Origin of the sequence: Phenylobacterium sp., assembly GCF_965229015.1 — a bacterium.
Lineage (GTDB): Bacteria > Pseudomonadota > Alphaproteobacteria > Caulobacterales > Caulobacteraceae > Phenylobacterium.
The window spans coordinates 1,815,591-1,833,849 of record NZ_CBDDIM010000001.1; the positions used below are offsets into that span (position 1 = coordinate 1,815,591).

The window sequence follows — 18,259 nt, forward strand, 5'->3', positions numbered from 1 at the left end:
CTGGGGGAGGATCTCAGCGCCTCAGCCCGCCTCGGCGTCGTCCAGGATTCGGGCCAGCGCCTCCTCGGCCCGGGCCCGCGCATTGGGGGCCCTGAACAGCTTGGCCTGCTGCTGGAAGGCCAGGGAAACCCCCGACACCTCGAAGGCCACTTGTCGGCCAAAGTCGGCCGGGGCGGACCCGCCGCGCGGCAGGTCGGTCGCCACCCGCGCCAGGGTCTCGTGCCAGGCGGTCTGGCTCTCCACCAGCAGGTCGTGCAGGGCGCCGGGGCGGTCGTCATATTCCTGGGCGGCGACCGCGAACAGGCAGCCGCCCATGCCGGGCTCCCCCTCGATCCAGCCGAACCAGCGGGCCATCAGCGCCTCCATCCGCGGCCGCCCGCGGGGCGCCTGCAGGCCGGGTTCGACGACCCGGATCCGGAACCGGTCGATGGCCTCCTGCAGCACCGCCAACTGCAAGGCCTGCTTGGATTTGAAGTGAGCGAACAGCCCGCTCTTCGACAGGCCCAGCCCCTCGGCCAGGGGCCCTAGAGACAGCCCCGACAGCCCGATCTGCACCGCGCTGTCCAGGGCCTGGCTGACGATGGCCTCGCGGGTGGTGGCGCCTTTTCCCATGCCGCGATTTTAGCACGACCGGTCGTTTTGTCTAGCCGAGAGCCTGATCCAGGTCGGCGATCAGGTCGTCGGCGTCCTCGATCCCCACCGACAGCCGGATCAGTCCGTCATGGATGCCCAGACGGCGGCGCGTATCGGCCGGGATGGAGGCGTGGGTCATGATCGCGGGGTGCTCGATCAGACTCTCAACCCCGCCCAGGCTCTCGGCCAGGGTGAACAGCCGGGTCTTCTCGAGGACAGATCGCGAAGCCTCGAGTCCTCCATCCACGACCACCGACATCATCCCGCCGAACCCGCCGGTCATCTGCCGCCGGGCCAGACCGTGCTGCGGATGGCTGGCCAGCCCCGGATAGATCACCTGCTCCACCCCCTTGCGGCCCTCCAGCCAGGTGGCGATCTTCAGGGCGTTGGCGCAGTGCCGCTCCATCCGCAGCCCCAGGGTCTTGATCCCCCTGTGCGCCAGGAAGCTGTCGAAGGGCGAGGCCACCGCCCCCACCGCGTTCTGCAGGAAGGTAAGCTTTTCAAGCAGATCCTCGTTCTCCCCCACCACCAGGCAGCCGCCGACGATGTCGGAATGGCCGCTGAGGTACTTGGTGGTGGAGTGCATCACCACGTCGAACCCGAACTCCAGCGGTCGCTGGATCGCGGGGCTGGCGAAGGTGTTGTCCGCCGCCGCGATGATCCCGTGCTTCCTGGCCAGGGCCGCCAGGGCCTCCAGGTCGGCCAGCCGCAGCAGGGGATTGGTGGGGGTCTCCACCCACAGCAGCTTGGTGTTGGGCAAGATCGCCGCCTCCACCGCGGCCAGGTCGCTGAGGTCCACGAAGCTGAACTCCAGGCCCGCCGAGCGCTTGCGAACCTTGTCGAACAGCCGGAACGACCCGCCATAGAGGTCGTCGGTGGCGATCACGTGGTCCCCGGCGTCCAGCACCTCCAACAGGGTGGCGATGGCCGCCAGGCCCGAGGCGAAGGCGTAGCCCTTGGCCCCGCTCTCCAGGTCCGCCACGGCGCGCTCGAAGGCGAACCGGGTGGGGTTCTGGCTGCGGCTGTACTCGAACCCCTGGTGCACCCCCGGGCTCGACTGGGCGTAGGTCGAGGTGGCGTAGATCGGGGTGATCACCGCCCCGGTGCTGGGGTCCGGATACTGCCCGCCATGGATGGCGCGGGTGTTGAAATCCAAGCGGTTCTTGCCGTCGGTCACGCTGCGCGCCTCAGATAGTTGATGAGATCGATGCGGGTGATCAGCCCCAGGAACTCGCGCCCGTCGAGCACGAGGACCACGTGATCCTTGTCGAAGATCGGCAGCAGGGCCTCCAGCGGCTCATGGGCCTGGAGGGTGTGCAGCTTGGCGGTCATGGCCGAGCTGACCGGCTGGGAGAACCGCTTGTCGGGCCGCCGTTCCTCGATGGCGTCCAGCAGGTCGCTCTCGTCGATCAGCCCGATCAGCCGCCCGTCGTCCAGCACCGGCAGCTGCGAGACATCGGCCTGGCGCATGCGGTTGTAGGCGGTCAGCAGGGTGTCGGTCGGCCCCACCGTCACCGCCCCGCCCTCGCTGGGGGTGCGGGCGATCAGGTCGCGCAGGTCGCCATGCAGGGCCCGCGCCGTCAGCCCCTGCTCGGCCAGCCAGCTGTCGTTGTAGACCTTGGACAGGTACTTCGAGCCGGTGTCGCAGACCAGCGTCACCACCCGCTTGGGCGTCGTCTGCTCGCGGCAATAGCGCAGGGCCGCGGCCAGCAGGGTGCCGGATGAGGATCCGCCCAAAACCCCAGCCTTTCGAAGCAGATCGCGCGCGGCGCCGATGCTTTCGCTGTCGGGGATCGAATAGGCCTTGGCCACCAGGGAGAGGTCGCAGTTGTCGGGGATGAAGTCCTCCCCGATCCCCTCCACCACCCAGGAGCCGGGTTCTATGGTCTCGCCGGTGTTGATCAGGGGCGCCAGGATCGAGCCCACCGGATCGGCCAGCACCATTTCTGTCTTCGGCGACACCTTGGCGAAGTAGCGGCCCAGCCCGGTCAGGGTGCCGCCGGAGCCCACCCCCACCACCATGGCGTCGAGTTTCCCGCCCATCTGCTCGAAGATCTCCGGGCCGGTGGAGGTCTCGTGGGCCAGGGGATTTGCCGGGTTGGCGAACTGGTTGACGAACACCGCGCCGGGGATGCCCGCCGCCAGGGCCAGGGCCATGTCCTGATAATAGTCCGGATGGCCCTTGCCGACATCGGAGCGGGTGATGCGGACATCGACCCCCATGGCCCTCAGGTGCTGGATCTTCTCCCGGGACATCTTGTCGGGAACCACCAGCAACAGCTTGTAACCCTTTAGGATTCCCACCTGGGCCAGGCCCAGGCCCGTATTGCCGGCCGTGGCCTCGACGATGGTCCCGCCAGGCTTCAGGGAGCCGTCGGCCTCGGCCGCCTCGATCATCGAGCGGGCGATGCGATCCTTGATGGAGCCGCCGGGATTGGCGCTCTCCAGCTTGATGAACAGTTGGCAGGGGCCGGTGTCGAAGCCGGCCAGCTCGATCATCGGCGTGCGGCCGATCAGGTCCAGCGCCGAGCCGACCGGCCCGGGCAGGGGTTGGGAGTCCATGGGGCGTCCTCGCTCACGCTCGTGAGATCGGCGTGTGTCGCCCTAGGAACGCATCAGCCGCGAGTCCGCGCAATATGGAGCAGAAAAAACTCCACGGCCGTATCGACCGTGGAGAAGCTTGCCCCAAAGCGGGATGAGGAAAAGTGGAATCCGGTCTTCCGCCCGCATCCCGCTGAGGCCCTAAGCCGCCTTCTGGCCGTCCTCATAGACCGGCGCGTCGTCGGCCGGCAGGGCCGCCTTGCCGCGGATCATGTCGGCGGCCTTCTCGGCGATCATGATGGTGGGCGCATTGGTGTTGCCCCCCACCAGGGTCGGCATGACCGAGGCGTCGACGACGCGAAGGCCGGCGATGCCGCGCACCTTCAGCTCGCCATCCACCACCGCCATGGGGTCGTCGGCGGCGCCCATGCGGCAGGTGCCCACCGGGTGGTAGATGGTCTCGGCCACCTCCTTGATCCAGGCGTCGATCTGCTCGTCGGTCTGCACCGCCTCGCCGGGGAACAGCTCGGTGGAGCGGTACTTGTCCAGGGCCGGCTGGCGGGCCACCTCGCGCATCATCTTCACCCCCTCGCGCAGGGCGCGGCGGTCTTCCTCGGCCGACAGGTAGTTGGCGAAGATCGCGGGATCGTCCAGCGGGTTGGCGGAGTTCAGCCCCACCCGGCCGCGGCTCTCGGGCCGCAGCTGGCAGACGTGGAAGGTGAAGCCGTCCTTGGCCACCTGGGTCTTGCCGTGGTTCTGCATGACGGCCAGGACGCAGTGGACCTGCAGGTCGGGGCGGTCGAGGTCGGGCCGCGACTTCAGGAAGGCGCCCGATTCCAGCATCTGCTTGGAGCCCAGGCCCTTCTTGAACAGCAGGTAGTTGAGGCCGATCAGGGCGGTCTTGATACCCTTGCGCGCCGAGAAGACGGTGATCGGCAGCGGGCATTCCCACGACAGGGTGACGTCGAGGTGATCCTGCAGGTTGGCGCCGACGCCCTTCAAGGCATGGACCACCGGCACGCCGTGCTTGGTCAGTTCCTCCGGATCGCCGATCCCCGACAGTTGCAGGATGTGCGGCGACTGCACGGCGCCGGCGCAGAGCAGGACCTCGCGGCCGGCCTGAACCACCTGCTTGACGTCCTTGTCGTCGATGAACTCGACCCCGGTGGCGCGGCCGTTCTCGATGACGATCCGCGTGGTCCGGGCGCCGGTGAGGCAGGTCAGGTTGGTGCGGCTCAGGACCGGATGCAGATAGCCGCGGGCGGCGCTCCAGCGCTCGCCGTTCTTGATGGTGAGCTGATAGGGGCCCCAACCTTCCTGCTGGAAGCCGTTGAAATCGCTGGTGACCTTGTGCCCGGCCTGACGGCCCGCCTCGATCGTCGCCTTGTAGATCGGGTTGGGGTCGGAGGCCTTGGTGACCGCCAGCGGACCGTCGCCGCCGTGCCACTTGTCGCCGCCGCCCTCCAGGCTCTCGGAGCGCTTGAAGTAAGGCAGCACGTCCTTGTAGGACCAGCCCTGCAGGCCCATCTGGCGCCACTGGTCATAGTCCCGGGCGTGGCCGCGGATATAGATCATGCCGTTGATGGAGCTCGACCCGCCCCAGCCCTTGCCCCGCGGCCACCAGAGCTTGCGGTTGTTGAGGTTGGGTTCTTCCTCGGTCCAGAAGCCCCAGTTGTAGGTGCCCTTGGCGCCGATCAGGCCGCCGACGCCGGCGGGCATGCGGACCATCAGGGAATTGTCCTTCACGCCGGCTTCCAGCAGCAGGACCTTCACCGTGGGGTCCTCGGTCAGGCGATTGGCCAGGACGCAACCGGCCGAGCCGGCCCCGATGATGATGTAGTCGTAGCGGTCCATGCGCGGCCCCGTCCCTTGGCGTGCTTATTTGGCCGAACCCTTACAAGCCTCAACGCCCGAAACAAGACCGTACGCCGCGTCAGCCTTCATAAAGTTGACGCCAGCGTCACGGACGGCGGAACTCCATGATCCAGTTGGTTTCCCAGCTCTTCCCGCCATCATAGGAGAAGGCCTGGCTCCATCGCGGCGCCTCGGGATCGGCGGTCCGCCAGTCGAACACCACCTGCACCGGCCGGTCGCCATCCATGTCCTCGCCACGGAAGGTCCCGTGCGTCCCCTCGAACCGGCCCATCACCGGCGGCTGCATCACCCCGTCGCGGTCGGTGATCCACCAGATGGTCCACTCGTCGCGCTCGGGGCTGTAGAGCCGGAAGGTCATCCCCTTGAAGCCCTGGGCGGCGAAGTCGATTTCGTCGAGACTGCACATGCCGCCAAGCCGCAGGTCGGAGCGCTGACGGGCCTCGAAGACATCCCAGTCCGTCGAACCCACGCCCCGCCCCTTCAGGCGGCGGTTGGTGACGATCCAGTCGCCGTGATTGAAGTCGAAGGCGTGGCGCGAGGTCTGGGCGGCGGCGGACATGGATCACTCCTCAAGCTGGAGCTCCCACCTACCGCCACCCTGCTGACAGGGTTTGTCAGCTACCGCCTACCTGCCCTTCCAGTTGGGCGCGCGCTTCTGAGCAAACGCCATCGGCCCCTCGACGAAGTCCTCCGAGCGGAACAGGGCCGAGATGGCCGGATAGCGGTTTTGGCCGGCGATGGCCGCCTCCAGGCTCGGCTCGTCCAGGCCGCGATAGACCGCCTCCTTCGACGCCCGCACCGACATGGGCGACAGCTCGGCGATCTGGGCGGCCCAACGCTTGGCCGTCGCCATCAGCTCGGCCTGGGTGCTGACCTCGTTGACGAAGCCCAGTTCGTGGCCCTCGGCGGCGGTGACCCGGCGGCCGGTGAGAATCATGCCCAGCGCCCGCTTGGTGCCGATGGCGCGCGGCAGGCGGTGCAGGCCGCCGGCCAGGGCGGCTAGGCCGACCCGCGGTTCCGGCAGGGCGAAGACGGCGTTGTCGGAGGCCACGATGATGTCGCAGGCCAGGGCGATCTCGAACCCGCCGCCCATGGCCACCCCGTTGACCGCGGCGATCAGCGGCTTGTTCAGGTCGAAGCGCTGGGCCAGGCCGGCGAAGCCCGACTTCGGCATGGCCATGGAGCCGCCGGTGGCCTGGTTCTTCAGGTCGTTGCCCGCCGAGAAGGCCCGCTCGCCGGCGCCGGTGATGATGCCCACCCACTGGTCGGGATCGGCGTTGAAGGCGTTGAAGGCCTCGTCCATCTCGAAGTGCATCGGCGAATGCACGGCGTTCATCACCTCGGGCCGGTTCAGGGTGAAGACCGTGACCGGGCCCTCGCGCTCCACGGAGATGAATTCATAGGCCATCGGATGTCCTCCCATCGTTGTTGGGAGGACGCTGGCGGGGCGCCGTGGCGTCCGTCAAGCGGACTTGGCGAGCGCCTGGGCGAGGGCTTCCATCAGTTCCCGCGTGCCGCCCTCGCGGAATTCCGACTTGTCGTGACCGTCGAGGAAGGCGCCCATCTCGGTCAGGGTCAGCCGCGTTCCCGCGCCCTCGGGCCGCAGCTCCACAGTCGCCACCGAGGCGGAGATGCGGGTCTGGTCCATGTCCATGGTGTAGGTGGTGACGATCCGCTCGTTCGGCACGATCTCCTGGTACTGGGCGTCATAGCTGTAGACCGGCCCGTCGCCCGGCTTGCCCCGGCCGTGCTCGCCGCCGCCCACCTTGAAGTCGAGCGTGTAACTCTCCCAGCCCTCCGGGCCGCCGAACCACTGCATCTTGGCGTCGCGGGACGACCAGGCGGCGAAGACGCGTTCGGGGGCGGCCGGATAGGTGCGTTCGATGACGAAGGTCCCATGGGCGACAGAACGTTGGGTCATTTGGAGTCTCCGTTGTCAGGGGGCACGGCCAGGAAGTCTCCCAGCCGGTCGAGGCGCTTGGCCCAGAGGGTGCGGCGCTCGTTGATCCAGGTTTCGGCCAGGCTGAGGGCGTCCGGATCGATCTGGCAGGTGCGCACCCGCCCCACCTTCTGCGAACGGACGATGCCGCTGGCCTCCAGGACGCCCAGATGCTGCATCACTGCCGGCAGGGACATGGCCAGCGGCTCGGCCAGTTCGCTCACCGAGGCCGGTCCGCCGCTCAGCCGGTCCACCATCCCGCGCCGGGCCGGATCGGCCAGGGCCTGGAACATGAGGTCGAGGGTCGCTTGTTGGTTAAGCATATACTTAAGTATCAGTCGCCCCGGAGCCTGACAAGCCCCTCCCCGCTTGACCCGGAGGCCGGGCTCCCGCACCAAATCCCCATGACCGCCCTCCCCGCCCTCGACGGCCCCTTCGTTCCGCCTGCCTCCGGCGCGCCCCCCAAGAGCCTGGTGATCCTGCTCCACGGCTATGGCTCCAACGGCGAGGACCTCATCGGCCTGGTCCCGCATTGGCGGCACGCCTTCCCCGACACCCTGTTCATCGCGCCCAACGCGCCACAGGTGTGCCCGGGCGCGCCGGGCGGCTATCAATGGTGGCCGATCACCAACATGGACCCCCAGGCCCGGATCGCCGGGGCCCGCGCCACCGCCCCCATCATCGACGCCTTCATCGACGCCCAGCTCGCGCGCTACGGGTTGTCGGACGACAAGCTGGCCCTCGTGGGCTTCAGCCAGGGGACCATGATGGCGTTGCAGGTGGGCCTGAGGCGCCAGAGGCCGGTGGCCGGCATTCTGGGCTATTCCGGAATGCTGGTTGATGAATCGGGCCTGTCGGAGATGACCAGCAAGCCGCCGGTCCTGCTGGTGCACGGCGACGCCGATCCCACGGTGCCGGTCGCGGCACTCCACCACAGCGGCGCGACCCTGCAGGCGCTCGGCTACCAGGTCGGCGGCCACGTCTCGCCAGGCCTGGGCCACAGCATCGACCTGGACGGCCTGCAGATGGGCGGCAACTTCCTGCACAAGGTGCTGAACTAGGGCCCTCGCCCCTGGCGCGCCGTGTCATCTGCGCTACCTTGATCTGAACGGCGCCGCCGACGAGCGCCCGGCATCAGGCGAGGCTCCCCATGGACGACGAACTCAACCCCGCGAGCATCGATCGCGACTCCCGCCTGACCCGGCGCGGCTTCTCCACCGTCGCCATGGCCACCGGCGTGGCCCTGGCTGGCCAGGCCCTGGCCGCCGAGGTGGTGGAGACCGACGTCAGCATCACCACCGCCGACGGGACCTGCGACGCCGCCTTCTTCCACCCGGCCGGCAAGGGCGCCTGGCCCGCCGTGGTGATCTTCACCGACATCATCGGCCTGCGCCCGGCGTTCCGCGACATGGGCCGGCGCATGGCCGCCGAGGGCTACGCGGTGCTGGTCCCCAATCCCTTCTACCGCACCCGCAAGGCGCCCGTGATCAGCGGGCCCTTCGACTTCGCCAACCCCACCGACCGCGCCAAGCTGACCGAACTGACCGCGCCGCTCACCACCCCGGCCAAGACCACCGACGCGGCGGCCTATGTCGCCTGGCTGGACAAGCAGCCCCAGGTCAACGCCAAGAAGAAGATCGGCGTCCAGGGCTACTGCATGGGCGGGCCCTACAGCTTCATCGCCGCGGCCAACCACCCGACCCGGGTCGGCGCGGCCGGCTCCTTCCACGGCGGCGGCCTGGTGACCGACAAGCCCGACAGCCCCCACCTGATGGTGGCCAAGGCCAAGGCCGACTTCCTGGTGGCCATCGCCGAGAACGACGACGCCAAGCAGCCCGACGGCAAGGACAAGCTCAAGGCCGCCTTCGCCGCGGCCAAGTTGCCGGCGACGGTGGAGGTCTATGCCGGCGCCCAGCACGGCTGGTGCGTGAAGGACGGGGCCGTCTACAACCCCGTCCAGGCCGAGAAGGCATGGGCCGCCCTGACGGCGCTCTACAAGAAGAGCCTGGGCTAGCCCGTCGAAGGCTTTGCGCGACATCAAGGTTCCCGAGGCGCGGGTCAGGCAGGGTTCCTGGCCTGAAAGCCTCGGAGGACCGGCGTGCGGCGCAAGTCACAGGATGCAACCGAACCGCCGCGCGTGGCGGGTCTGCTCGCCCTCGCCGCGGCCCTGATCGTCACCGGCCTGGTGCTCCTGCGGCTGGTGGACGTGCTGCTGCTGATCTTCGGCGCGGTGCTGTTCGCCATCCTGCTCAACGCCATCGCCGCGCCCCTGCGCAGCCGCACGCCCCTGGGTCGGATCGGCAGCCTGGTGGCGGCCGTCATCGTCACCGTCCTGGCGATCGCCGTCATCCTCTGGGCCTTCGGCAGCAAGCTGGACTCCCAACTGGGGAGTCTGGCCGACATGGCGCCCCGCGCCTGGGACGGCTTCCAGGCGCGCCTCTCCCGCTCCACCCTGGGCGCCCTGCTGCTGCGGGAGCTCGACGCCCTGCCCGGACCCGATGGCGGCTGGCTCAGCCTGGCGCCGCGGGTGGCCGCCAACGCCGCCAGCGGACTGGCGGCCACGGTGATCGTCATCTTCGCCGGGCTTTATCTGGCCTTCCATCCCAGGACCTATGCCGAGGGCCTGGTGCGGCTGTTCCCGCGCGACCTGCGCGCCCGCGCCCTCGAGATTCTCGCCGCGATCCACGACGCCCTGAAGCGCTGGCTGCTGGCCCAGCTGCTGTCCATGGCCCTGGTGGGCTCGACGACGGCGCTCGGCCTCTGGCTGGTGGGCGCGCCGTTCCCGATCGGCCTTGGGGTGCTGGCGGGCCTGGGCCAGTTCGTGCCGGTGGTGGGGCCCATGGCCGCGGCGGTTCCGGGCCTGCTGGTGGCCCTGGCCGCCGGCCCCCAGGTCCTGGCCATGACCGCCGGGGTCTATCTCGTGGCCGCCCAGCTGGAGGCCAATGTCATCACGCCCCTGGTGCTGCGCCGGATGGCGGCCCTGCCGATGGCGGTGACCCTGTTCGCCGTCCTGGCCATGGGCGTCCTGCTGGGACCCCTGGGCGTGCTGCTGGCGACACCCTTGGCGGTGGTGGCCTATGTCCTGGTGAAGATGGTCTATGTGGAGGACGTGCTGGGGGACCGGCCCGAGGCGCCGGTCATCGCCGCTAAGCCTTTCTGGCGGCGTCGCCGAGGGCCATGAAGGCCAGGCCGGTGGTCAGGACCGCGATCCCGGCCATCAGGCCGAAGGCCGGGGTCGATCCCTGGAACACCCCACCCGCCAGCATCAGGGCCGCCACGACGCTGGCCATGGCGGAGCTCAGGATCCAGCGCCAGACCTTGAGGGGCCGCAGTTCGAGGGCCAGGGCCAGTTGAAAGGCGCCGTCGACGATGAAGGCGGCCGCCACCAGCAGGGTGACGGCGATGGCGCCCGCCGCCGGATTGAACAGCAGGAACACCCCCGCGGCCACGGCCACCAGGCTGCTCACCACGCCGGGCCAGAAGGACTTGGCGCCGGTCATCAGCAGGCTGGCGCCCAGCATCAGGGCCCCGGCGAGCCACAGCAGCCACCCGGCGAAGCCGCCGATCACCAGGTGCGCCAGTTGGGGCCAGACCATGGCCGCCGAGCCGATCACCGCCAGGCTGCAGCCGAGCCAGAACAGGCGCCCGGGGCGGGTCTTCAGTTGGGACCAGAGCCCCTCCGATGTCGTGGTGGTCATGACCCGCCTCCCGCTGCCCGACATCATCGGCCAAAGCGCGGCCCAACGCCATTGAGCCAGGTCAAGCGGCGGGCGATGATGGTCCCGACGCCGCCGCGTTGAGCAAGGTCAAGGCGAGACCCTCCCAACCGTTGAACCCTCAGGCCCATGACCCAACCCGACGCTCCCTTCGCCATCGCCCGGCCCCTCGGCGGCCAGCTCGACGCCCTGCTGACCTATTGGCAGGCCCTGCGGCGCGGCGCGGCGGAGATACCGTTCTGGGATGACGTCGACCTGTCGCAGGCCCAGAAGATCGGCGGCGAGGTCTTCCTGCTGGACGTCTTCGCCCAGCCCGAGCGGTTCCGGTTCAGCATCCTGCAGCAGGGGGTGTCGAGGGCCGAGCAGGAAGCGATTCTCGGCCGCTTCATCGACGAGGTGAACCTGCCCCATCCCTTCCAGTTGCTGCGCGCCCAGTGCAGCGCCACCGTCGAGGAGCAGCGGCCGACGGTCTATCGCCACGCCGATCCCGCCACGGTGGCCGACAACTATGAGCGCCTGCTGCTGCCCGCCTGGGGCGAGGGCCAGGTGCGGATGCTGCTGGGCGCCGTCGCCCGCGGCTGAGCCGCCTCAGCCGACCGCGGCCACGCTCACGCCCTTGCGCAGGCGCAGGACGTCGGCGCGGCGGCACAGGCTGGTGCCCGGCGCCAGCAGGGTGGCCGAGGCCGTGGCCGTGGCCCACCTGAGCGCCTCGGGGGGCGCCAGCCCTCGGGCCAGGGCCCAGACCAGGCCGGCGAGGAAACTGTCCCCGGCGCCGATGGTGCTGACGGGCGCGATGTCCAGGGGCGAGGCGCGCCAGGCGCCCTGCGCGCTCACCAGCAAGGCGCCCTCCCGGCCCAGGCTGAGCGCCACCAGCGCCGCGCCGCCCGCGGCGATGATCTCGCGGCAGGCGGCCAGGCGGCTCGCCAGGTCCGGCAGCGGGCGGGCGCACAGATCCTCCAGTTCCTTGAGATTGGGCTTCACCAGCCAGACTCCCGCCGCAAGGCCGGCCTTCAGGGCCTGGCCGGAGGCGTCCAGCACCACCCGAACCCCCGCCCGCCGCGCTTGGCCGATCAGCCGTTCGTGGACCGCCAGGGGGAATCCCGGCGGCAGGCTGCCGCTGAGCACCAGGATCTCCGGCGCCGGCGTCAGCCCCCTCAACAGCGCCAGAACCCGGCCCTGCTCGGCCGCCCGCAGCGGCTCGCCCGGCATAACGAAGCGGTATTCCTGCCCGGTGGCCAGGTCGCGGGCGGTGAAGTTCTCCCGCGTCTCGGCCTGGGTCGTGACCACCGCCACCGGCACGCGCTCGGCGGCCAGCAGCGTCCGCAGCCGCTCGCCGCCGACCCCGCCCGCCACGAAAACCGCCAAGGCCTGACCCCCCAGGCGCCGGATCACCCGGGCCACATTGATCCCGCCGCCGCCGGGGTCGCGGCGCAGGTCGTGGCAGCGCAGCTTGCGCTCCGGCTCCAGCCGGTCCACCGCGGCGCTGAGGTCCACCGCCGGGTTCAGGGTCAGGGTGGCGATGACCGGCGCCGCGGCGCGCGCCCGGCTCAATGGGCGAAGGCCTTCATGTGGGCGGGCGGCCCGGGCGCCTCGACCTCGGCCTCGACCTCGGCGGCCAGGCGCATCATCTTCAGGGCGCTGGAGGGATTGACGCTGATGGCGTCCACCCCGTGCTGGATGAGGAATCGCGCCACCTCCGGATAGGTGGCCGGCGCCTCGCCGCAGATGCCGACATGGCGGTGGTTGACCCGCGCCCCCACCACCGCCTGACGCAGGAACTCCAGCACACCGGGATCGCGTTCGTCGAAATCGAAGGCGACGGTCTCGGAGTCGCGGTCCACCCCCAGCACCAGCTGGGTGAGGTCGTTGGAGCCGATGGAGAAGCCGTCGAACAGGGCGGCGAAGGCGTCGATCTGGATGACGTTGTTGGGGATCTCGCACATGACGTGGATCTCCACCCCGCCCTGCCCCTGGACCAGGCCGTGCCGGGCCAGGGCCTCGATCACCTGCTCGGCCTCGGCCACCCGGCGGCAGAAGGGCACCATGATCGCCAGGTTGGTCAGGCCCATGGTCTCGCGCACCCGGCGCAGGGCCCTGCACTCCAAGGCGAAACCGTCGGCATAGGCCGGATGAGCGTAGCGGGCCGCCCCCCGGAACCCCAGCATGGGATTGGCCTCCAGGGGCTCGAAGTCGCGGCCGCCGATCAAGGCGGCGTACTCGTTGGTCTTGAAGTCCGACAGCCGCACGATCACCGGCCGGGGATAGAAGGCCGCCGCGATGGTCCCCACCCCCTCGGAGACTCGCTGCACGAAGTAGTCCGCCGGCGAGGCGCAGCCCTCCGACATCCGCGCGATGGTGGTCCGCGCCCGGGGTGAACCGACCCGCTCGGGGTGGGCGAGCGCCATGGGATGGGCTCCGACCCCCTGGCTGATGATGAACTCCATCCGCGCCAGGCCGACGCCGGCCACCGGCAGGGCGGCGTACTTGAAGGCCAGGTCGGGGTCGCCGAGGTTCAGCATCACCTCGGTGCGGGTGGGCGCCAGGTCCCCCACCGAGAGGTGCTCGACCTCGAAGGGCAACGCGCCGGCATAGACCTGTCCGGCCTCGCCGCCGGCGCAGGAGACGGTGACCATCTGCCCGGTGGTCAGGGCTGCGGTGGCGTCGCCGGCGCCGACCACGGCCGGCACCCCCAGCTCGCGAGCCAGGATGGCGGCGTGGCAGGTGCGGCCGCCGCGATCGGTGACGATGGCGGCGGCGGTCTTCATCACCGCCTCCCAGTCGGGGCTGGTGGTGGCCGCCACCAGCACCTCGCCGGGCTGGAACTGGGCCAGGTCCTTGGGCGTGACGATCACCCGGGCCCGGCCGCTGGCGATCTGCTCGCCCACCGACTTGCCGCTGACCAGCACCTCGCCCGAGCCCTTGAGCCGCCAGGTGTCGATCTCGCCGGCGGTCCGGCGCGAGGTCACGGTCTCGGGCCGGGCCTGCAGGATATAGAGACGGCCATCGCGGCCGTCCTTGGCCCATTCGATGTCCATGGGCCGGGGGTGGCCGGCGCGGGCCGAGAAGTGGGCCTCGATCCGCATCGCCATGCCGGCCAAGGCCAGCACCTCCTCGTCGGTGAGGCAGAACCGCCGCCGGTCCTCGGCCGAGGTGCGGCGCTCCACCGGCCGGGCGGCCTCGCCCTTGCCCTCCAGCACCAGCTTGATCGCCTTGCCCCCCAGCTTGCGGCGCAGCACCGCGCGGAAGCCCTTGGCGAAGGTGGGCTTGTGGACGTGGAATTCGTCGGGATCGACCCGGCCCTGGACCACGGTCTCTCCCAGGCCGTAGGCGCCGGTAAGATAGACCACGTCGGAAAAGCCGCTCTCGGTGTCGAGGGTGAAGATCACCCCGCTGGCCCCGCGGTCGGCGGCCACCATCTTCATCACCGCCACCGACAGATAGACCTTGAAGTGGTCGAAGCCGTTCTCCACCCGGTAGACGATGGCCCGGTCGGTGAAGATGGAGGCGAAGCAGCGGCGGCAGGCCTCGATCACCGCGGCCTCCCCCGTCACGTGCAGGAAACTCTCGTGCTGGCCGGCGAAGCTGGCGGTGGGCAAGTCCTCCGCCGTGGCCGAACTGCGCACCGCCAAGGTCAGGCCCGGCCCCTCGCGGGCGGCCATGGCCCGCCAGGCCTCGCCGATCTGGGCGCAGAGGGCCGGATCGGCCGTCGCCCCATAGACGATCTTGCGCGCCGCCTCGGCCCGGACCGCCAGCTCGGCGGTGTCGCGGACATCCAATCCGTCCAGCAGGCGGTGCAGGGGCTCCCACGCGCCAGCTCGGGTCAGGGCGTCGCGATAGGCCTCGGCGGTGACGGCGAAGCCGGGCGGAACCTCCACCCCGTCGCCACGGAGGCGGCTGAGTTCGCCGATGGCCGAGGTCTTGCCGCCCACCAGGGCGGTGTCGTCGGCTGACAGGGTCGAAAAATCGCGGATGTAACTCATGGTGGGCGCCTCCACCGCGAAGTGTGGGCCCTCCAGCCGATCACGCTTTGCCGTGGATCAAGAGACGGACGGGGTCTCCGCCAGGCGGGCCAGGCCGCCCACGGCGATCTGCAGGCACATGTCGACCGCGGTCTCGATCTCGAGTTCCCCGTCGGCCACCAACTTTCCGGCGCGGCCGGTGACGGCCATCAGCAGGTCCACCGCCGCGATCGCCCGCGGCAGCGGCAGGCCGTAGGCCCGGCGTGTGGCGCGCACGAGGTAGCGGATGGTCTGGTCCCGGTTGACCTTGCTCTCGGCCTCCATCAGCGCCGCCGTCGCCGGATCGGCCAGCAGGGCCGCGATCAGCGGGCCGCGGTCGCGAACATGCTCCAGATAGTGGCGGGTGGTCCGGACGATCAGGTCGGGAAAGGTCTCCGCGCGCAGCGCCGCGGCCATGCCCCGGTCCCCCAGCTCGGCTTGCTCGCGCTGCAGCAGCGCCCCCAGCAGGACGTCCCGGGTGGAAAAGTAGGTATAGACGAGGGCCTTGCTGACCCCCGCGGCCCGGGCCACCCGTTCCATGGTGGCGGCCTGAAGCCCCTCCTGCACGATCACCCGGGCGGCGACATCGAGAATCTGGTCCCGGCGGGCGGCCGGCGTCAGTCGGGTGCGGACGCGCGAGGTCATGACCGATCTATGCCGCGCCCCCGCCCCTCAGGTCCACAGCGGCGAGGAGGCCTTGAGCAGCCTCGTCATCAGGATCATGCGCGACACGTCCCGGCCGTCCTTGGCGTCGCGCAGGGTGCTCTCGAACCAGGCCACCTCGGTCTTGGGGGACTCCGACAGGGCCAGGAGCCGGCCCTCGGCCAGGTAGTCGTGCTCCATGAACACCGGGCCGTCGAGCCATTGGACCTCGATGGCCCCGAACATGCCGACAAAGGCCTCGTCGGGCTTGAACAGCGGTGTCTCCACCTCGCGCATGGCGTCGATGGCGATGGCCGGGGCTGCGACCCGTTCCCCCCACACCTTGGGGTCCTCGTACTCCGGCAGGGGTTCGGTGATGAACTCCAGGCGCTTCTCGTTGCGCGACAGCTCCAGGCGGGCCGGCACGTCCAGACAGGTGTCGCCCACCTTGGACCGTTTCAGGATCCGCAGGTCCTCCGCCGGCCGCACGGCCTTCAGCTTCTGGCGCAGGAAACTCCCCAGGTCCGGCGGACCGGACGCCGCCGTGCCTTCGCACACGCGGCGTCCCTCGGCGTCCTCCATCCACACCTCCGCCCGCATCCCGCCCTCGGGGCGCGGGACCGGATCGCGGGCGAAGACCTGGACCGGCTCGCCGTCCGTGGTGGGGGTCAGGAAATAGAGCGACAGGTTGCCGGTACGATACCAGTCGCGGCCGAACAGCTCGGCCATCAGCGGCGGGAACTGCTCGAAATGGATGTTGCCGGCCACCGTGCCGCCCTTGAAGCCCAGCTTCTGGGCGGTGGCGTTGTCATGGATCGAACCCTTGGCGTGCTTGGAGAAATTGTCTGGGCGGCGCACGGGACCGGCGATCACGCCGTCCTGGCGGGTGGCGGTGAAGGGCGCGTCGGACATCTGGGCCTCGCTGTCGGTTGACCGGGTCTGGCGAGGCCGGATACTATTGGACGCTCCTTATAATAACAATCCGGACCGACCATGGATCTCGACTTTTCGGATGAGGAGACCGCCTTCCGCCAGGAAGTCCGCGACCTGATCGCCCGGGTCTTTCCCGCAGGCGAGGCCTTCGACGGGTCCCCGGCGCACGAAGCTCGCTGGCATCAGGCCCTGCTGGCCCGGGGCTGGGCGGTGAACAAATTCCCGGTCGCCTTCGGCGGACCCGGCTGGACCCCGGCCATGAACTTCATCTGGGAGCGGGAGACCGCCGCGGCCGGTGTCCCGGCGCAGGTCGGCGGGATGGGGCCCGGCATGCTGGCGCCCGTTCTCTTCGCCTATGGCAGCCCCGAACAGCAGCAGCGGTTCCTGCCGGGCATCGTGGCCGACACCACCCGCTGGTGTCAGGGCTATTCCGAGCCCGGCGCCGGGTCCGACCTCGCCTCGCTGCGCACCCGGGCCGTGCGCGAGGGGGACGTCTATGTCGTCGACGGCGAAAAGGTGTGGACCAGCGGGGCCCACAAGGCCGACTGGATGTTCTGCCTCACCCGCACCGCAACGGAGGCCAAGCCGCAGGCGGGGATCACCTTCCTGCTCATCGACATGCGCAGCCCGGGCGTGGCGGTGAGCCCGATCATCTCCATCGACGGGCGGCACGCCTTCAACCGCGTGGTCTTCGACGGCGTCCGGGTTCCGGTGGAGAACCGCATCGGCGAGGAGGGCCAGGGCTGGACCTACGCCAAGGGCCTGCTGACCCATGAGCGGACCGGTCAGGCCTTCGTCTCCCTGTCCCTCAACCTCGCCCGCGGCATCCGCGTCGCCGCCTCGACCGAATTGGCGGGCTCGGCCGGCGGCCGGCTGATCGACGATCCCGGATTCGCCGGCCGCCTGGCCGCCCTGGAGATCGAACTCAAGGCCCTGGAGATGACCGAGCTCCGCACCCTGTGGGAGGTCGCCGCGGGTTCGGCGCCGGGCGCCCAGTCCTCGATGCTGAAGCTCAAGGGAACCGACATCGTCCAGCGGCTGACGGAGCTCTATGTCGAGTGCGCTGGCCCCTACGCCGCGCCCTGGTTTCCGGAGGTGGAGGGGCCGGCCGACCCCTTGGGCCCCGACTGGGCGCGCCCCGAGACCGTGCGCTATTTCGAGGGCCGCGCGGCCAGCATCGCCGGCGGCTCCGACGAGGTTCAACGCAACATCATGGCCAAGCACGTCCTGAAGATTTGACGCGCCGGGAACCTTGGCCGTGACGCCGCGTTTCGCCGCCAACCTGAGAAACGCCCGGAGCGCGCCATGACCAAGATTACCGCCACCCTCGCCATGCTGATCGGCGCCGCCGCCCTCACCGCCTGCACCACCACCGACCCCTATACGGGCATGCCGGTGCGCAACAACACCGGGACGGGCGTGATCGCCGGCGCCCTGGGCGGCGCGGCGCTCGGCTATCTCACCAACACCAACAGCGGCGAACAGGGCCGCAAGAACGCCCTGATCGGCGCCGGCATCGGCGCCCTGGCCGGCGGCGCGGTCGGCAACTACATGGACCGCCAGCAGGCCGACTTCCGGCGCTCGCTGGAAGGGTCCGGCGTGCAGATCCGCCGCCAGGGCGACAACATCGTGCTGATCATGCCCAGCGACGTCACCTTCGCCGTCGACCAGTCGGACGTGCAGCCGCGCTTCACCCCGGTGCTGGACGACGTGGCCCGCACCCTCAACGCCTATCCCCAGACCACCATCGACGTGGTGGGCCACGCCGACTCCAGCGGCGCCGACGACTACAACCAGTCGCTCTCGGAACGCCGCGCCAGCTCGGTCGCCAACTACCTGGTGGGCGCCGGCCGCGTCCTGCCGGCCCGCATCTTCGTCGCCGGCGAGGGCGAGCGTCAGCCGGTGGCCACCAACGCCACCCCGGAAGGCCGCGCCCAGAACCGTCGCGTCGAGATCATCCTGCGCCCCGTCGTCGGCTAGGC

At 70.1% G+C, this 18,259-nt stretch carries 19 protein-coding genes; 6 read left to right on the plus strand and 13 right to left on the minus strand.

Going from position 1 to position 18,259, the window contains the following annotated elements; all coding sequences use genetic code 11:
• Positions 1–21 precede the first annotated feature (21 nt).
• From ACO06I_RS09080 to ACO06I_RS09115, 8 genes are all read right to left on the minus strand, one after another.
• A complete protein-coding gene (locus tag ACO06I_RS09080; protein ID WP_421932251.1) occupies positions 22–612 on the minus strand; it encodes a TetR/AcrR family transcriptional regulator in 591 nt (196 codons plus the stop codon).
• 31 nt (positions 613–643) lie between these two features.
• Positions 644–1,810, minus strand: a complete 1,167-nt coding sequence (locus ACO06I_RS09085) for a cystathionine gamma-synthase (RefSeq protein ID WP_421932252.1) — start codon at positions 1,808–1,810, stop codon at positions 644–646.
• Complete coding sequence (locus ACO06I_RS09090; RefSeq protein ID WP_421932253.1) at positions 1,807–3,195, minus strand: pyridoxal-phosphate dependent enzyme; 1,389 nt, start codon at positions 3,193–3,195, stop codon at positions 1,807–1,809. Before ACO06I_RS09090 ends, ACO06I_RS09085 begins: the two co-directional genes overlap by 4 nt.
• A 180-nt stretch (positions 3,196–3,375) precedes the next feature.
• Positions 3,376–5,028, minus strand: a complete 1,653-nt coding sequence (locus ACO06I_RS09095) for a choline dehydrogenase (protein WP_421932254.1) — start codon at positions 5,026–5,028, stop codon at positions 3,376–3,378.
• 106 nt (positions 5,029–5,134) lie between these two features.
• On the minus strand, positions 5,135–5,608 hold the full coding sequence (locus tag ACO06I_RS09100) for a DUF1579 domain-containing protein (protein WP_421932255.1): 474 nt from the start codon (positions 5,606–5,608) through the stop codon (positions 5,135–5,137).
• A gap of 66 nt (positions 5,609–5,674) precedes the next feature.
• The gene (locus ACO06I_RS09105; RefSeq protein WP_421932256.1) at positions 5,675–6,457 is read right to left on the minus strand and encodes an enoyl-CoA hydratase-related protein; all 783 of its coding nucleotides are present in this window, start codon (positions 6,455–6,457) and stop codon (positions 5,675–5,677) included.
• A 54-nt stretch (positions 6,458–6,511) separates the two neighbouring features.
• Positions 6,512–6,970 (minus strand): SRPBCC family protein, encoded by a 459-nt coding sequence (locus ACO06I_RS09110; protein ID WP_421932257.1) that lies wholly within the window; start codon positions 6,968–6,970, stop codon positions 6,512–6,514.
• Positions 6,967–7,311 carry an ArsR/SmtB family transcription factor gene (locus tag ACO06I_RS09115; RefSeq protein WP_421932258.1) on the minus strand — a complete coding sequence of 115 codons (345 nt, stop codon included), beginning with the start codon at positions 7,309–7,311 and terminating at the stop codon, positions 6,967–6,969. The genes ACO06I_RS09110 and ACO06I_RS09115 overlap by 4 nt, the downstream gene beginning before the upstream one ends.
• A gap of 81 nt (positions 7,312–7,392) precedes the next feature.
• Between ACO06I_RS09115 and ACO06I_RS09120 the strand changes: the two genes are divergently transcribed.
• The 3 genes from ACO06I_RS09120 to ACO06I_RS09130 all read left to right on the plus strand — a co-directional run bounded on the left by ACO06I_RS09120 (position 7,393) and on the right by ACO06I_RS09130 (position 10,169).
• The gene (locus ACO06I_RS09120; protein ID WP_421932259.1) at positions 7,393–8,049 is read left to right on the plus strand and encodes an alpha/beta hydrolase; all 657 of its coding nucleotides are present in this window, start codon (positions 7,393–7,395) and stop codon (positions 8,047–8,049) included.
• Between the two features lie 89 nt (positions 8,050–8,138).
• Positions 8,139–9,002 carry a dienelactone hydrolase family protein gene (locus ACO06I_RS09125; protein ID WP_421932260.1) on the plus strand — a complete coding sequence of 288 codons (864 nt, stop codon included), beginning with the start codon at positions 8,139–8,141 and terminating at the stop codon, positions 9,000–9,002.
• Between the two features lie 123 nt (positions 9,003–9,125).
• Positions 9,126–10,169, plus strand: coding sequence for an AI-2E family transporter (locus ACO06I_RS09130; RefSeq protein WP_421932261.1), 1,044 nt, complete (start codon positions 9,126–9,128; stop codon positions 10,167–10,169).
• On the opposite strand, the gene ACO06I_RS09135 is transcribed toward ACO06I_RS09130, so the two are convergent.
• Positions 10,135–10,686 (minus strand): HdeD family acid-resistance protein, encoded by a 552-nt coding sequence (locus tag ACO06I_RS09135; protein WP_421932262.1) that lies wholly within the window; start codon positions 10,684–10,686, stop codon positions 10,135–10,137. The genes ACO06I_RS09130 and ACO06I_RS09135 overlap by 35 nt on opposite strands.
• 147 nt (positions 10,687–10,833) lie before the next feature.
• Between ACO06I_RS09135 and ACO06I_RS09140 the strand changes: the two genes are divergently transcribed.
• A complete protein-coding gene (locus tag ACO06I_RS09140) occupies positions 10,834–11,286 on the plus strand; it encodes a hypothetical protein (RefSeq protein WP_421932263.1) in 453 nt (150 codons plus the stop codon).
• Positions 11,287–11,292: 6 nt separating this feature from the next.
• Here ACO06I_RS09140 and ACO06I_RS09145 read toward each other — a convergent pair whose 3' ends face one another.
• From ACO06I_RS09145 to ACO06I_RS09160, 4 genes are read right to left on the minus strand one after another with little or no spacing between them, the layout of a single operon-like run.
• Entirely contained in the window at positions 11,293–12,255 is a 963-nt protein-coding gene (locus ACO06I_RS09145; RefSeq protein ID WP_421932264.1) for a 1-phosphofructokinase family hexose kinase, read from the minus strand.
• Complete coding sequence (ppsA, locus tag ACO06I_RS09150) at positions 12,252–14,684, minus strand: phosphoenolpyruvate synthase (RefSeq protein WP_421932265.1); 2,433 nt, start codon at positions 14,682–14,684, stop codon at positions 12,252–12,254. The genes ACO06I_RS09145 and ppsA overlap by 4 nt, the downstream gene beginning before the upstream one ends.
• A gap of 57 nt (positions 14,685–14,741) precedes the next feature.
• Complete coding sequence (locus ACO06I_RS09155) at positions 14,742–15,347, minus strand: TetR/AcrR family transcriptional regulator (RefSeq protein WP_421932266.1); 606 nt, start codon at positions 15,345–15,347, stop codon at positions 14,742–14,744.
• Positions 15,348–15,374: 27 nt separating this feature from the next.
• Entirely contained in the window at positions 15,375–16,256 is an 882-nt protein-coding gene (locus ACO06I_RS09160; protein WP_421932267.1) for a hypothetical protein, read from the minus strand.
• An 81-nt stretch (positions 16,257–16,337) separates the two neighbouring features.
• On the opposite strand from ACO06I_RS09160, the gene ACO06I_RS09165 reads away from it, so the two are divergent.
• Positions 16,338–17,516: an acyl-CoA dehydrogenase family protein gene (locus tag ACO06I_RS09165; RefSeq protein WP_421932268.1), complete on the plus strand. Its 1,179-nt coding sequence runs from the start codon at positions 16,338–16,340 to the stop codon at positions 17,514–17,516.
• 66 nt (positions 17,517–17,582) lie between these two features.
• Positions 17,583–18,257: an OmpA family protein gene (locus ACO06I_RS09170; protein ID WP_421932269.1), complete on the plus strand. Its 675-nt coding sequence runs from the start codon at positions 17,583–17,585 to the stop codon at positions 18,255–18,257.
• The last annotated feature ends 2 nt before the right edge of the window (positions 18,258–18,259 follow it).